The 14,044-nt window shown below is 63.8% G+C and carries 11 protein-coding genes; 9 read left to right on the plus strand and 2 right to left on the minus strand.

Annotation, left to right across the window (positions count from 1 at the left end):
- Positions 1-233, plus strand: a 233-nt coding sequence (locus EOB80_RS34815) for a hypothetical protein (protein WP_206516827.1), incomplete at its 5' end; no start/stop codon positions are given.
- 18 nt (positions 234-251) lie between these two features.
- Here the strand turns inward: EOB80_RS34815 and EOB80_RS20060 are convergent.
- Positions 252-2,270 (minus strand): thioredoxin domain-containing protein, encoded by a 2,019-nt coding sequence (locus EOB80_RS20060; RefSeq protein WP_127329230.1) that lies wholly within the window; start codon positions 2,268-2,270, stop codon positions 252-254.
- A 64-nt stretch (positions 2,271-2,334) separates the two neighbouring features.
- Here EOB80_RS20060 and mnmE point away from each other — a divergent pair, with 64 nt between their 5' ends.
- The 5 genes from mnmE (at position 2,335) to EOB80_RS20085 (ending at position 8,461) form a co-directional block, all read left to right on the plus strand.
- A complete protein-coding gene (gene mnmE, locus EOB80_RS20065; protein ID WP_127329232.1) occupies positions 2,335-3,666 on the plus strand; it encodes a tRNA uridine-5-carboxymethylaminomethyl(34) synthesis GTPase MnmE in 1,332 nt (443 codons plus the stop codon).
- Positions 3,667-4,138: 472 nt separating this feature from the next.
- Positions 4,139-6,019: a tRNA uridine-5-carboxymethylaminomethyl(34) synthesis enzyme MnmG gene (gene mnmG / locus EOB80_RS20070; protein WP_127329234.1), complete on the plus strand. Its 1,881-nt coding sequence runs from the start codon at positions 4,139-4,141 to the stop codon at positions 6,017-6,019.
- A complete protein-coding gene (gene rsmG, locus EOB80_RS20075; protein WP_127329236.1) occupies positions 6,016-6,648 on the plus strand; it encodes a 16S rRNA (guanine(527)-N(7))-methyltransferase RsmG in 633 nt (210 codons plus the stop codon). The genes mnmG and rsmG overlap by 4 nt, the downstream gene beginning before the upstream one ends.
- 52 nt (positions 6,649-6,700) lie before the next feature.
- On the plus strand, positions 6,701-7,501 hold the full coding sequence (locus EOB80_RS20080) for a ParA family protein (RefSeq protein WP_081738757.1): 801 nt from the start codon (positions 6,701-6,703) through the stop codon (positions 7,499-7,501).
- Between the two features lie 69 nt (positions 7,502-7,570).
- Entirely contained in the window at positions 7,571-8,461 is an 891-nt protein-coding gene (locus EOB80_RS20085; RefSeq protein WP_127322416.1) for a ParB/RepB/Spo0J family partition protein, read from the plus strand.
- A 209-nt stretch (positions 8,462-8,670) separates the two neighbouring features.
- Here the strand turns inward: EOB80_RS20085 and holA are convergent, their stop codons facing one another.
- Entirely contained in the window at positions 8,671-9,717 is a 1,047-nt protein-coding gene (gene holA / locus EOB80_RS20090; protein WP_127329238.1) for a DNA polymerase III subunit delta, read from the minus strand.
- A 450-nt stretch (positions 9,718-10,167) separates the two neighbouring features.
- Between holA and EOB80_RS20095 the strand changes: the two genes are divergently transcribed.
- From EOB80_RS20095 to EOB80_RS20105, 3 genes are read left to right on the plus strand one after another with little or no spacing between them, the layout of a single operon-like run.
- Complete coding sequence (locus tag EOB80_RS20095) at positions 10,168-11,400, plus strand: 3-methyl-2-oxobutanoate dehydrogenase (2-methylpropanoyl-transferring) subunit alpha (protein WP_127329240.1); 1,233 nt, start codon at positions 10,168-10,170, stop codon at positions 11,398-11,400.
- 3 nt (positions 11,401-11,403) lie between these two features.
- Positions 11,404-12,417 carry an alpha-ketoacid dehydrogenase subunit beta gene (locus EOB80_RS20100; protein ID WP_127329242.1) on the plus strand — a complete coding sequence of 338 codons (1,014 nt, stop codon included), beginning with the start codon at positions 11,404-11,406 and terminating at the stop codon, positions 12,415-12,417.
- Position 12,418: 1 nt separating this feature from the next.
- On the plus strand, positions 12,419-13,819 hold the full coding sequence (locus tag EOB80_RS20105; RefSeq protein ID WP_127329244.1) for a dihydrolipoamide acetyltransferase family protein: 1,401 nt from the start codon (positions 12,419-12,421) through the stop codon (positions 13,817-13,819).
- Positions 13,820-14,044 lie beyond the last annotated feature (225 nt).

Here is a 14,044-nt window from a genome sequence, read left to right on the forward strand (position 1 = left end):
TGTCACCCATGCTATCGGTCCATTCTGTTACCTATCTATCCGGTTCGGACACCGGCACCTTCTCCCCGTATAGTGACGGGGAGAAGGGAGATGGCCGCACCCTCGGCGCTCGTTCTGCTGCGTTGAAAATTGGCGAAACCGTCCATAACGGCGTCTTTCTCCCCGTCCCTATACGGGGAGAAATGCCCGGCAGGGCAATGAGGGGCGGCGCCAGCGCCGCAATTTTGGGCTGATCAAGCAGTGCGTTGCCCTTATAGCCCTCGCAACAATCGTTCCAACTCTTCAGCATCCGTCACGACCGGCAAACACACCTGCCCAGTACACAACCATGCACCCGCCTCGTTGTTCGGCGGCAGGATTCCGCCAGGCAGCAAGGGTCGATTCGTACCCGTACCGATCGGCAGGACAATATCGACGCGGCGGGGGTCCGGACTTCGATTCGCAACCGGAACGAGCTTTGGATCGTCAAGCGCATCGACGATGACCAGCTTGAGCGGCTCGATCGCCAGCGCGCAGGCGTTGACGATGCCGGCCTGGCCATAGGCCTGGTGCGCCGCGCGGCCGGCGGCGTGCTCGGCAACTTGCCAGGCCCTTTCCTGCAGGTCGAGATTGCCGGTGACGGAGGCCAGCCGGACCAGTGCCTCGATGATCTGGCCGGTGGCGGAGGGAATCGCTTCGTCGACATCGCCGCGGATGCGGATCGGCACGTCGGTGCTGTCCGAGGCGGTCAGGTAGTAACCTGTCTTTTCGGTATCGGCGTGCCAATGGTCGAGCTGCTCGATAAACTGGCCGGCCTGGTCGACATAGCTCCAATTCCCTGTGGCCTCGAACAGGGAGATCGCTGCGTTGGCCATGGCGGCATAGTCGCTGGACAAAGCAGGGAATAGTCTTCTGTCGCCGAGCATCGAATGCGGCAGACGGCCGTCGCGGCCGGCGGTGCTGATGTGGGCAAAGGCTTTTGCCGCCGAGTCGATCCAGTCAGGCCGCGCCAGCGAACGGCCGGCCTCTGCTAGCGCTGCGATCATCTGGCCGTTCCAGTCGGTGAGGGTCTTTGCGTCAAGACCGGGCCTGACCCGCTGTTCCCGCACGGTGAGGAGTTTCGCCTTGAGCGGGCCGAGCTCTGCGCGATCGATCACATAGTGCGATTGCTGGGACAGGGTTTGGTGGACGACCGGCTTGCCTTCCCAGCCATGCGGGCTGGAGAGGGTGAAGTATTTGAAAAACAAGGTGGAATCTTCCCCGATGGCAGCTTCGACCTCTTCTCGGCTCCAGGTGTAGAACAGCCCTTCCTCGCCGTCGCTGTCGGCATCGAGGCTGGCGGCAAAGGCGCCGCCGTCGACGCGCATCTCGCGCAGCAGCCAGCCGATCGTTTCTTCGATTCGGACCCGGAACAACTCGTTGCCGCTTGCGGCATGGGCCCAGTTGCAGAAGCGGATCAGCTGGGCATTGTCGTAGAGCATCTTTTCGAAATGCGGCACCAGCCATTCGGCATCGGTCGAGTAACGGCTGAGCCCGCCGCCGACATGGTCGTAGATGCCGCCGCTGACCATCTGTTCGAGGCTGTTGAGAACGTCGTCGCGATGGCTGGCGTTGCCGTCGCGCAGCCAGGACAGCCACAGCGTTTGCATGAACGGCGCATTGGGAAATTTCGGCGCGCCACGCAAGCCGCCCAGATCGCGGTCGATCATGCGGTCTATGCCCTTGGCAAGCTCAGCCAGCGTGTCGCGATCGAGCCCTGTTTTCGCGTGCGAGCCGGCGAGCCGTGCCTGGACATGTGTGGTCAGGCCGTCGGCGCTCTGGTTGAGGCTCGCCCGCTTCTCGCGCCACGCCTTGTCCACCGCCTCCATCACCTGGATGAAACCGGGGCGGCCGTAGCGTGGCTCGCGCGGAAAGTAGGTGCCGCCCCAGAACGGCTTGCCGTCCGGCGTCAGGAACATGGTCAGTGGCCAGCCACCCTGCTCGCCCATCGCGGAGAGCGCGGCCATATAGATCTGGTCGATGTCGGGGCGCTCCTCGCGGTCGACCTTGATATTGACGAACAGACGGTTCATGACGGCGGCGACACCATCGTCCTCGAAGCTTTCATGCGCCATGACGTGGCACCAGTGGCAGGCGGCATAGCCGACCGAGAGCAGGATCGGCCTGTCCAGCGCCTTGGCCTCTTCGAGCGAAGCCGGCGACCAGGCCCGCCAGTGGACGGGATTGCCGCTGTGCTGCTGCAAATAGGGGCTGGCTTCTTCAGCAAGCAGGTTTTGCGCGGGCAGCGTCACTGGGCAAACTCGGGTGCGATTGGCTGATGGGCGTAAAGCTAGGGCGGTTCGGTAGAGCGGGCAAATGATTTCAGGCGATTCCATCGTAGCGCTGTCGAGCGGCCGGCTCCCGGCCGGCGTCGCCGTCGTCCGTATTTCCGGCCCACAGACTCGATTCGTAGTCGAAACGATTGCCGGGGGTATGGTTAAAGACCGCGTCGCAGTCTTGCGCAGATTCACAGCGCCCGATGGAACCGTGCTCGATAATGGCTTGGTCGTCTTCTTTCCCGGACCGGCCAGTTTTACGGGCGAGGATGTGGCGGAATTCCACGTTCATGGCGGACGCGCCGTGGTGGTCAGGATGCTGGAGACGATTACTGGTTTCGACGGCGTCAGGCACGCGGAACCGGGCGAATTCACGCGCCGCGCCTTTCTCAACGGCAAGGTTGACCTGGTCGAGACCGAGGCGCTGGCGGACCTCGTCAATGCCGAGACGGAGGCGCAGCGGCGTTTTGCCGTTCAAAATGCCGAAGGCGTTCTCAGCGAACTCTATCTCGGCTGGCGCCGCCGACTGATCCACGCCCGCGCCATGATCGAGGCCGAGATCGATTTTGCCGATGACGACGATGTTCCCGGTTCCGTTTCGGATACGATTTGGTTCGATGTCAAAACTATGATCGGCGAGATCGACCGGCACATTGCCGGATTTCGCGCCGCCGAGATCATTCGCGACGGCTTCGAGGTCGTCATCCTTGGCGCGCCCAACGCCGGTAAGTCGAGTCTGTTCAATGCCCTGGCCCGGCGGGATGCCGCTATAGTAACGGATGAACCCGGCACGACGCGGGATCTGCTTGAAGTGACACTTGATCTTCAGGGGCTGCGGATCCGGCTTACAGATACGGCCGGGCTGCGCGATGCGCCGGGAAAGGTCGAGGCTATCGGCATCGAGAAGGCGAGGGCCAAGGCACATGGCGCCGATCTCTTGCTGTTGCTTCAGGACATCGCGAACCCAAGAGATGTCGGCGAGCTGCCGACTGTGGCGCGGACCTTGCGCGTCGGCACCAAGCTCGATCTGCTGGAAGACCGCGCGGCGAGTGACGCGACGGAGGATTATGACCTTGTCATTTCGGTAAAGAACGGGACGGGCGTGGAGGAACTGCTGGGGGAAATCGGCCGGCGGGCAGCGGAAGCAGCCGGCAGCGTCGGTGATGTCCTGCCATCGCGCCTGCGCCACGTCGAATTGCTTGGCGCAGCGAATAGCCACCTGCGTCACGCAACCGACGGCCGGACTGTCGGGCAGGAATTGCGCGCCGAGGAGTTGCGGCTTGCAGCAGATCGCCTGGGCCGTATTGTCGGCGCCATCGACGTCGAGGACATGCTGGACGTGATTTTCTCACAGTTCTGCATTGGGAAATGACTCACGTGAAACGATGCGCTCTCGTAAAATGACTCAGTTGTCGATGCAGAGATTTTGATGGACCGTTTGCGGAACGTCCCATCGCTTCGTCATCCACGGGCGGAGCAAGGAGCGTAGCGACGCGGCGCAGACCCGAGGATCCATGCCGCGACTTCTGAGCGCGCGCCACGGTGCAGAATTCTGATCCGCTGTACTCTTTGGCCAAGATCACGGCATGGATCCTAGGGTCTCCGCGACGTCGCTTCGCTCCTGCTTTGCCCTAGGATGACGAACGTTGCGAACGCTTGGGTAAGACCTTCGAGCAGCGGCAAGGTGCGACTCACGTGAAACATCGGTGCCCCGATGACTCACGTGAAACACATGCGATGGCGGTGCAAGGCTGTTTCACGTGAAACGACTCGCGGAGTTTTCTTGACAGCCAAGCCTCGCAGGGACATGTGTCCCTCAATCATTCGAGTCTGGGAAGTTTGTGATGACCAATCACTATGATGTGGTTGTGGTGGGCGGCGGTCACGCGGGTTGCGAGGCGGCCAGCGCTGCCGCGCGCGCTGGTGCCAAGACCGCGCTGGTGACGCTGCGCTTCGGCACGATCGGGGTCATGTCCTGCAATCCGGCGATCGGCGGGCTCGGCAAGGGCCACCTGGTGCGCGAGATTGATGCCATGGATGGCCTGATGGGCCGCGTGGCGGATGCTGCCGGCATTCAGTTCCGCCTGCTCAACCGCCGCAAAGGTCCCGCCGTGCGCGGCCCTCGTACGCAGGCCGACCGGAAGCTTTATCGCCTTGCCATGCAGGAAGCGATTCGGCAGCAGAACGATCTCGACGTGGTCGAAGGCGAGGTGCTGGATTTTGAGATCGCCGATGGGCGGATCACGGCTGTTCTCCTGGCCGACGGCAGGCGGCTTGGCTGTGGCGCGGTCGTGCTGACGACTGGAACTTTTTTGCGTGGGCTTATTCATATTGGCGAGAGGAAGATTGTCGCCGGCCGCATGAACGAGCAGGCCAGCCTTGGGCTCTCGGCGACGATGGACCGCGCGGGCTTCAAGCTTGGACGGCTGAAGACCGGGACGCCGCCGCGGCTCGATGGCCGGACCATCGACTGGGCGACTCTGGAAAGCCAGGCGGCGGATGCGGATCCGGTGCCGTTCTCGCTGATGACCGACCGCATCGAAACGCCGCAGATCGCGTGCGGCATCACACGGACGACCACGGCCACGCATGAGTTGATCCGCGCCAATCTTGGCCGCTCGGCCATGTATTCCGGTTCGATCGAGGGCGTCGGGCCGCGTTATTGCCCGTCGATCGAGGACAAGATCGTCAAGTTCGGCGATAGGGATGGGCACCAGATCTTTCTGGAGCCGGAAGGGCTGGACGATGATACCGTCTATCCCAATGGGATTTCCACCTCGTTGCCCGAAGATGTGCAGCTCGATATATTGAAAACCATTCCGGGGCTGGAGCGCGCAATCATGCTGCAGCCCGGCTATGCCATCGAGTATGATCATGTCGATCCGCGCGAACTGCATCAGACGCTGGAGACGAAGCGCGTTGGCGGCCTCTTCCTCGCCGGTCAGATCAACGGTACGACGGGCTATGAGGAAGCAGCCGGGCAGGGCCTGCTCGCCGGCCTCAATGCGGCGCGGCGGGCGGCGGGGAGCGAGCAAATCGTGCTCAGCCGCACCGAGGCGTATATCGGCGTGATGGTCGACGATTTGACCAGCCGCGGCATCGCAGAGCCCTACCGGATGTTCACGTCACGGGCCGAGTTCCGGCTATCGCTGCGTGCCGACAATGCCGATGAGCGACTGACGCCTCTGGCGACGAAACTGGGCATCGCCTCGGCACAGCGCATGCAGCGCTACGGGCAGGTCATGCAAAGCCTGGATGAGGCACGGGATTTGGCGAAGTCGCTCGCCATGACGCCGAATGAGGCGGCGCGGCACGGGCTGGACATCAACCGGGATGGCGTGCGCCGGTCCGGCTATGAATTGCTGTCCTATCCGGACGTCGACGTCGCTTGGCTGGCTGGCGTCGATCCGCGCTTTGCGGCGATCGACGGCAAGACGGCGGAGCGCCTCGAGACGGAAGCGAAGTATTCTGTCTATCTTGATCGCCAGAAGACCGACGTGGCGCAGATCCGGCATGAGGAGAGCCGGCTGATCCCCGAGACGGTCGATTTCGCCGGAGTGCCGGGTCTGTCGAACGAGCTGAAGCAGAAGATGCAGGCGCGGCGGCCGCGCTCCATCGCCGATGCCCAGCGCATGGAAGGCATGACGCCGGCGGCGCTGGCGATCATTGTCGCGCATGTCCGTCACGCGGAGAGCGCCCAGCGCCTACAAAAGGATGTTGCGTGAGCTCTTTGTCCCTGGAGAGCCTGCAGGATGCGGCAGGCCCGGTTTCACGTGAAACATTCGATCGGTTGGTGGCGTTCGAGCAGATGTTCCAGAAATGGAACCGCAGCATCAACCTGGTGGCGCAATCGACGTCGGGCGATGTCTGGCAGCGCCATATCCTGGACAGCGCCCAACTCGGGCGCATAGAACCCGTTTCCAAACGCTGGGTGGATCTCGGCTCTGGCGGCGGATTTCCGGGCCTTGTGATGGCGTTCCTGCTGGCCGAGCGCGACGGCGCCAGCATCGATCTGATTGAAAGCAATCGTAAAAAGGCGTCCTTCCTGCAGACTGTCGTCGGCCAGTTCAGCCTGCCGGCGCGGGTCGTGGCACGCCGCATCGATGACAGCCACGGGCTTGTTTCGACGCCGCAAATCGTCACGGCGCGGGCGCTGGCTCCGCTTTCGACCCTGTTGGACCTGTCGGCGCCCTGGCTGGTTTCAGGCGCGCGCGGCCTGTTCCACAAAGGCCGGGATTACCGCACCGAAGTGCAAGAAAGCGTTCACCGATGGTCCTTCGATCTGGTAGAACATCCAAGTGTGACCGACGTTGGCGGCGTCATCCTGGAATTGTCCAACCTGCGACCTGTCTGATCCGTCACTGACAGGCGATTTGGCGCCCAAAATGAATTTCTGGCATAAACCCATGATGAAGAATGGCCCCCGAATCATCACCGTTGCCAACCAGAAGGGCGGTGTCGGCAAGACGACGACCGCCATCAATCTGGCGACCGCGCTGGCTGCGATCGGCGAAAAGGTGCTGATCGTCGATCTCGATCCGCAGGGAAATGCCAGCACCGGTCTCGGCATCGACCGCAAGGACCGGACGGTGTCCTCCTATGACGTGCTGACCGGCGAGTTGGAGCTGGAGGCCGCGGCCATCCCCACAGCCGTGCCCGGCCTGTCGATCGTGCCGTCGACGCTCGATCTGCTCGGCATCGAAATGGAGATCGCCTCCGCGCCCGACCGGGTGCTCAAGCTGCGCAACGCGCTGCGCGCCGCCACCGAGCGCGGCGCACCGTTCGGCTATGTGCTGATCGACTGCCCGCCATCGCTCAACCTTTTGACTTTGAATTCAATGGCTGCAGCCGATTCTGTTCTTGTGCCGCTGCAATGCGAGTTTTTCGCGCTCGAAGGTCTCAGCCAGTTGCTGGAAACGGTCGAGCAGGTGCGCCGCTCGATCAATCCGGATCTGACCATCCAAGGCATCGTGCTGACCATGTATGACGGCCGCAACAATCTCGCCAACCAGGTCGTGCAGGATGTGCGGGCGCATATGGGCGACAAGGTCTACGAGACCATCATCCCGCGCAATGTGCGGGTGTCCGAGGCGCCCTCCTACGGCAAGCCGGCGATCCTCTACGATTTGAAATGCTCGGGCAGCCAGGCCTATCTGCAACTGGCATCGGAAGTGATCCGCCGCGAGCGCAAGTTACGCGCCGCTTGATGTGGCCGGATGCATAGTCAAGAGCCGATTCGATACCGAAACGATTTGGAATAGCCAACTGGAATAAAGATGAGCGAAGACCTTTCGAGAAAGAGACTGGGCCGCGGACTGGCAGCGCTGATCGGCGAGATTGATCGCCCAGTAGCACCTGAAAAACCGGGCATGAGCGCCGACGGCAAGGTGCCGATCGAGTTCCTGACCCCCAATCCGAAGAATCCCCGCCGGCATTTCGGCGACGCCGAGCTGACCGATCTTGCCCAGTCGATCCGCGAACACGGCGTCGTCCAGCCGGTGGTGGCGCGGCCTTCGCCGACACAGGCCGGACGCTACGAGATCATCGCCGGCGAGCGGCGCTGGCGTGCAGCGCAGCGCGCCGGGCTGTCCGAGATCCCGGTCATCATCCGTGAGGTCAACGATCGCACCGCGCTCGAACTGGCGATCATCGAGAACGTCCAACGCACCGATCTCAATGCGGTCGAGGAGGCGCTTGGTTATCAGCAGCTGATCGACGAGCACGGCTACACCCAGGCCGATCTCGGCCAGGTGATCGGCAAGAGCCGCAGCCATGTCGCCAACACGCTCAGGCTCTTGAAGCTGCCGGATGTGATCCGCGACATGCTGGTCGACGGCGCGCTGTCGGCGGGTCATGCCCGCACGCTGGTGACGGCGGAAGACCCGGCCGGCCTTGCCAAGCGCATCGTCGAAGAAGGACTTTCGGTGCGCCAGGCCGAAGCGCTGGCGCAGATGCCGGCCGGCACCAGCAGCGCCAGGGAAGCCAGGCCGGCGCCAAGTCCTGACGAAAAGGACGCCGACACGCTGGCGCTGGAAAAACTGTTGACCGATACGATCGGCATGATCGTTTCGGTGGATCACAAGGGCAGAGGCGGTGTGCTGCGGGTAGCCTATCGCTCGCTGGAACAGCTCGATGAGTTGTGCAGGCGGCTGAAGCAGGAACGATAATTAGCCGGCGAATTATCTTCAGGCCGGATTTTGGCGAAATCGGCGACGCCGCTAATCTCCCTCCTTGAGGGGGAGATGGCCGGCAGGCCAGAGGGGGTCGCCTCACACCAAGCGCCGGCGCCCTTGTGGAAACGAAGAGGAGGCCAGCGCTCCACGCGCAACGACCCCCTCTGTCGCCTTCGGCGACATCTCCCCCTCGAGGGGGGAGATCAGCCGCGCTGCGCCAACCGGCTACTCTCCACCGCAATCCCCAGCAGCGCCTGCCGTGCCAGCGCCACGGAAAGGTCCGGCCGCCGTCGTGTCTGCAACACCGCCGTCTGCAGCCGGGTCAACGCGCGGCCGAGCGCGTCGGTGCTCCAGCGCTCCAGCGCCTTCTCGACCAGCTTGCGCCTGGAGAAAAACACCGGCGGGCGGGCGGCGGCAACGACCGAGGCGGCGTTGCGGTTGCCGGACTCCATCTGGCCGCGCATGATCTGGATCTGCTGCAGCTGTCGCATTGCCGAGGACAGCACCAGGAAGGGCTGGCCGCCGGACTGGCAATGGCGGGTGAAGGCGGTGTCGAAGTCGCCGATCTTGCCTTCGAGAAGCGCGTCGACCGCGTCGTCGAATGACGCGCCGGAGACATCACCCGACATCGCCTTGACCTCTTCCAGGCCGATCTCGTTCTGGCTATGGGCGTAGAGCACGAGCTTCTCGATCTCGCCGCGGGAGGCCAGCCGGTCGCCGCCGAGATTGCGGCGCAGCGCCTGTCTCGCCTCCATGGTCATCGACATGCCGGCCTTGCTCAGTTCGGCGTCAATGACGCCGTCGATGTCGCGCGCTTCATCGGCATAGCAAGGCAGCGCCATGGCGTTGTCGGCCGCCTCGACGATGGCGCGCAAGCCGACGCCTTTCTTGAGATCGCCGGCCTCGATGAGAATGATCGCATCGCGCGCAGGCTCCGCCGTCAGCGCCTTGACGTCGTCGGCCAGCGCCTTCTGGCCGCTGGCATTGCGCACCCACAAAAGGCGCCGGTCGGAAAACATCGGCACGGTGCGGGCTTCGTCGAGCAGCCGGCCCTCGTCGCGGTCGACCTCCGAACCCTCGAGCCTGACCACCGAGAAGGGATCGTCGAGCGGCAGGCCGGTCTTGCCGGCAAACGCCTTCGCCCGCTCGGAGACGAGGCCGCGATCGGGGCCGTAAAGCAGGACGATCGAAATCCGCTGGTCCGGCTTCGCGAGCCAGCCGTCGACCTCGTAAGCTTTCTTCTGTGCCATGGCGGGTTGGTTAGCATGATGCGGGCGTGGGGTGAACCGGGGTGTGCGTGATCTCCCCCCCCCTCGAGGGGGAGATGGCCGGCAGGCCAGAGGGGGTCGGTTCGACTGGATGCGACATTTTATGCGCCGAAAGAAGAAGTTGGCGCTCCATGCGCGGCGGCCCCCTCCGTCGCCTTCGGCGACATCTCCCCCTCGAGGGGGAGATGTCGCTTCGCGCTTCCCCAATCACCTTATCTGCCGGCCAACCCGGCTCAACCTTCTCTCTAATTGCGCATCCTCGCCCAACATCGACAAGAAATTTCGCCGATATATCTTCATCTTGGTGCGCGGGAGGCTGGATCGGCCGGCGCAGCCGGACCGACGTCCGCAGGCTACCCCGACGAATTCGCACTGGCCTGGCGGCGCAGATATGCAAATATCGACACCAGGCAACATTGGAGGACAAAGGTCATGGCCGATGCTGGGATGTTGCGTTTTCACGTTCCGGAACCGGAAGTGCGGCCGGGCGGAACGCCTGATTTTTCCAATGTGCCGATCCCGAAGGCCGGCTCGGTGCCGCGCCCTGACATCGATGTCGATCCGCGCACCATCCGCGATCATGCCTTCTCGATCATCCGCGTGCTGAACCGCACTGGCGAGGCCGTTGGTCCCTGGGCCGGACTGCTTTCAAGCGACGAGCTTTTGGCCGGCCTACGCCACATGATGACGCTGCGGACCTTCGACGCGCGCATGCAGATGGCGCAGCGGCAGGGCAAGACCTCGTTCTACATGCAGCATCTGGGCGAAGAGGCGGTGGCTTGCGCCTTCCGCAAGGCACTGGCGCCGGGCGACATGAATTTCCCGACCTATCGCCAGGCAGGGCTGCTCATCGCCGACGGCTATCCGATGGTCACGATGATGAACCAGATCTATTCCAACGAGGCGGATCCGCTGAAGGGCCGGCAATTACCGGTCATGTATTCGTCGAAGGAGCACGGCTTCTTCTCGATCTCCGGCAATCTGGCGACGCAGTACATCCAGGCGGTCGGCTGGGCGATGGCCTCGGCGATATCGAACGATTCGCGCATCGCAGCCGCCTGGATCGGCGACGGCTCGACGGCCGAATCCGATTTCCACTCGGCGCTGGTGTTCGCCTCGACCTACAAGGCGCCGGTCGTGCTCAATGTGGTCAACAACCAGTGGGCGATCTCGACCTTTCAGGGCATTGCGCGCGGCGGCTCGGGCACGTTCGCGGCAAGGGGGCTCGGCTTCGGCATCCCGTCGCTGCGCGTCGACGGCAACGACTATCTCGCCGTCCATGCGGTGGCCAAATGGGCGGCGGAGCGTGCGCGCAGCAATCTCGGGCCGACGCTCGTCGAATATGTCACCTACCGCGCCGGGGCGCATTCGAGCTCGGACGATCCCTCGGCCTACCGGCCAAAGACCGAGTCCGACGCCTGGCCGCTCGGCGACCCGATCGTGCGGCTGAAGAACCATCTCATTCAGCTTGGCGTCTGGTCGGACGAGCGGCACGCGCAGGCCGAGGCAGAAATCCTCGACACGGTCATCGCGGCGCAGAAGGAAGCCGAAAGCCACGGCACGCTGCATGCCGGCGGCAAGCCGTCGACGCGCGACATGTTCGAGGGCCTCTACGCCGAGATGCCGCCGCATCTCAGACGCCAGCGCCAGCAGGCGGGAGTCTGAGCCATGCCGAGACGGACCATGATCGAGGCCATTCGCGATGCCATGGATGTATCGATGGGGCGCGACGACAAAGTCGTCGTGTTCGGCGAAGATGTCGGCTTCTTCGGCGGCGTCTTCCGCTGCACGCAGGGCCTGCAGGCCAAATACGGCAAGAGCCGCTGCTTCGACGCGCCGATCAACGAATCCGGCATTGTCGGCTCGGCCATCGGCATGGCCGCCTATGGGCTGAAGCCGTGCGTGGAGATTCAGTTTGCCGACTACATGTATCCGGCCTACGACCAGCTGACCCAGGAAGCGGCGCGGCTGCGCTATCGCTCGAACGGCGATTTCACCTGCCCGATCGTGGTGCGCATGCCGACCGGCGGCGGCATCTTCGGCGGCCAGACGCACAGCCAGAGCCCGGAAGCATTGTTCACACATGTGTCGGGGCTGAAGACCGTGGTGCCGTCCAACCCGCACGACGCCAAGGGGCTTTTGATCGCGGCGATCGAAGACCCCGATCCGGTGATCTTCCTCGAACCGAAGCGGCTCTACAATGGTCCGTTCGACGGCCATCACGACCGGCCGGTGACGCCGTGGTCGAAACATGAGCTCGGCGAGGTCGCCGACGGCCACTACACTGTGCCGCTCGGCAAGGCGGCGATCCGCAGGGCAGGCTCGGGCCTCACCGTGCTCGCCTACGGCACCATGGTTTATGTCGCGCAGGCGGCCGTCGAAGAAACGGGCATCGATGCCGAGATCATCGATCTCAGGACGCTTTTGCCGCTCGACCTCGACACGATCGTCGCCTCGGTCAAGAAGACCGGGCGCTGCGTCATCGTGCATGAGGCGACGCTGACGTCGGGCTTCGGCGCCGAGCTGTCGGCGCTGGTGCAGGAAAACTGTTTTTATCAGCTCGAAGCGCCGGTCGCTCGCGTTGCCGGCTGGGACACGCCCTATCCGCATGCGCAGGAGTGGGACTATTTCCCCGGCCCCGCCCGGGTCGGCCGTGCTCTCATCGAAACCATGGAGGCCTGAGATGGGCGAGCACATCATCAAGCTGCCCGATGTCGGCGAAGGTGTCGCCGAGGCCGAGCTGGTCGAATGGCACGTCAAGATCGGCGACATGGTGCGCGAGGACACTGTGCTTGCCGCTGTGATGACCGACAAGGCGACGGTCGAAATCCCGTCGCCCGTCGACGGCGAAATCCTGTGGCTGGGCGCCGAGATCGGCGACACGGTGGCGATCGGCTCGCCCATCGTGCGGCTGAAGGTGGCGGGCGAGGGGAATGTTGTCGCAGACACGAAATCGCCAGAGGTCACAGCGGCATCTACCCCCACCCCTAACCCCTCCCCACAAGGGGGAGGGGGAGGCGCCACAGCTTCCAAGGGCGGAGCAAAACCCACCTCATCGTCATCAGCAAATCCCAAAGGAATCGAAGGCGGGGAAGCGGCGGCGACCGAATCCCCCTCCCCCTTGTGGGGAGGGGCTAGGGGTGGGGGCACGGCGCCGACATCTCAAGTTGCCACGCCCGCCGGCGCACCGCGTCCCGAGGGCGAAAGACCGCTGGCTTCGCCTGCCGTGCGTCTGCGGGCAAAGGAAGCCGGCATCGATCTCAGGCAGGTTGCGGGATCCGGCCCTGCCGGCCGCATCGGCCATGAGGACATCGAAGCGTTCGTGGCGCGCGGGCCGCAGGTTGCCAGGACATCCGGCCTCGCCCGCAACGATGCGATCCAGGATACTAAGGTGGTCGGCTTGCGGCGCAAGATCGCCGAGAAGATGTCGCTGTCGAAATCGCGCATCCCGCACATCACCTATGTCGAGGAGATCGATGTTACAGCACTCGAGGAATTGCGCGCCGCGCTCAACAACGAGAAGCGCCCAGGTAGGGGTGGCGTGGAGAGGCCGAAGCTGACGCTGCTGCCGTTCCTGATGCGGGCCGTGGTCAAGGCGATCGCGGACCAGCCCAATCTCAATTCGCTGTTCGACGACGAGGCCGGCATCATCCACCAGCATGGCGGCATCCATATCGGCATCGCCGCGCAGACGCCGTCGGGGCTGGTGGTGCCTGTGGTCAAGCATGCCGAGGCGCGCGATATCTGGGAGTGCGGCGCAGAAATCATCAGGCTGGCCGAGGCGGCCAAGTCCGGCACGGCGACGCGCGACGAGCTGTCCGGCTCTACCATCACCATCACCTCGCTCGGCGCCATGGGCGGCGTGGCGACGACGCCGGTCATCAACCATCCGGAAGTGGCGATCATCGGCGTCAACAAGATGATGGTGCGGCCGGTGTGGGACGGCACCCAGTTCATCCCGCGCAAGATGATGAACCTGTCGTCGAGCTTCGACCATCGGGTGATCGACGGCTGGGACGCGGCGGTTTTCATTCAGCGGATCAAGACGCTGCTGGAAACGCCGGCGCTGATCTTTGTGGATTGAGGGGCGGGACAATCGAGATGCCGGCGGAACAGCGCCCCCCTCTGCCTTGGAGGACTGGTTTTCTTCTTACAATGTTGAAAATCAGCGAAAGCAGTGGAGGGCGTAATCTCCCCCCTCGAGGGGGAGATGGCCGGCAGGCCAGAGGGGGTTGGTACGACTGGACGCGACCGCCTTGCGCGACAGATGCGGGCCGGCGCTCTACGCGCGGCGACCCCCTCTGTCGCC

Source organism: Mesorhizobium sp. M7A.F.Ca.MR.245.00.0.0, assembly GCF_003997415.1.
Taxonomy (GTDB): domain Bacteria; phylum Pseudomonadota; class Alphaproteobacteria; order Rhizobiales; family Rhizobiaceae; genus Mesorhizobium.

Bases quoted from the DNA above. Each gene is read 5' to 3' on its own strand.
- mnmE (WP_127329232.1), top strand. From the start codon at position 2,335: ATGATTTCAGGCGATTCCATCGTAGCGCTGTCGAGCGGCCGGCTCCCG.
- mnmG (WP_127329234.1), top strand. From the start codon at position 4,139: ATGACCAATCACTATGATGTGGTTGTGGTGGGCGGCGGTCACGCGGGT.
- EOB80_RS20080 (WP_081738757.1), top strand. From the start codon at position 6,701: ATGATGAAGAATGGCCCCCGAATCATCACCGTTGCCAACCAGAAGGGC.
- EOB80_RS20085 (WP_127322416.1), top strand. From the start codon at position 7,571: ATGAGCGAAGACCTTTCGAGAAAGAGACTGGGCCGCGGACTGGCAGCG.
- holA (WP_127329238.1), bottom strand. From the start codon at position 9,717: ATGGCACAGAAGAAAGCTTACGAGGTCGACGGCTGGCTCGCGAAGCCG.
- EOB80_RS20095 (WP_127329240.1), top strand. From the start codon at position 10,168: ATGGCCGATGCTGGGATGTTGCGTTTTCACGTTCCGGAACCGGAAGTG.
- EOB80_RS20100 (WP_127329242.1), top strand. From the start codon at position 11,404: ATGCCGAGACGGACCATGATCGAGGCCATTCGCGATGCCATGGATGTA.
- EOB80_RS20105 (WP_127329244.1), top strand. From the start codon at position 12,419: ATGGGCGAGCACATCATCAAGCTGCCCGATGTCGGCGAAGGTGTCGCC.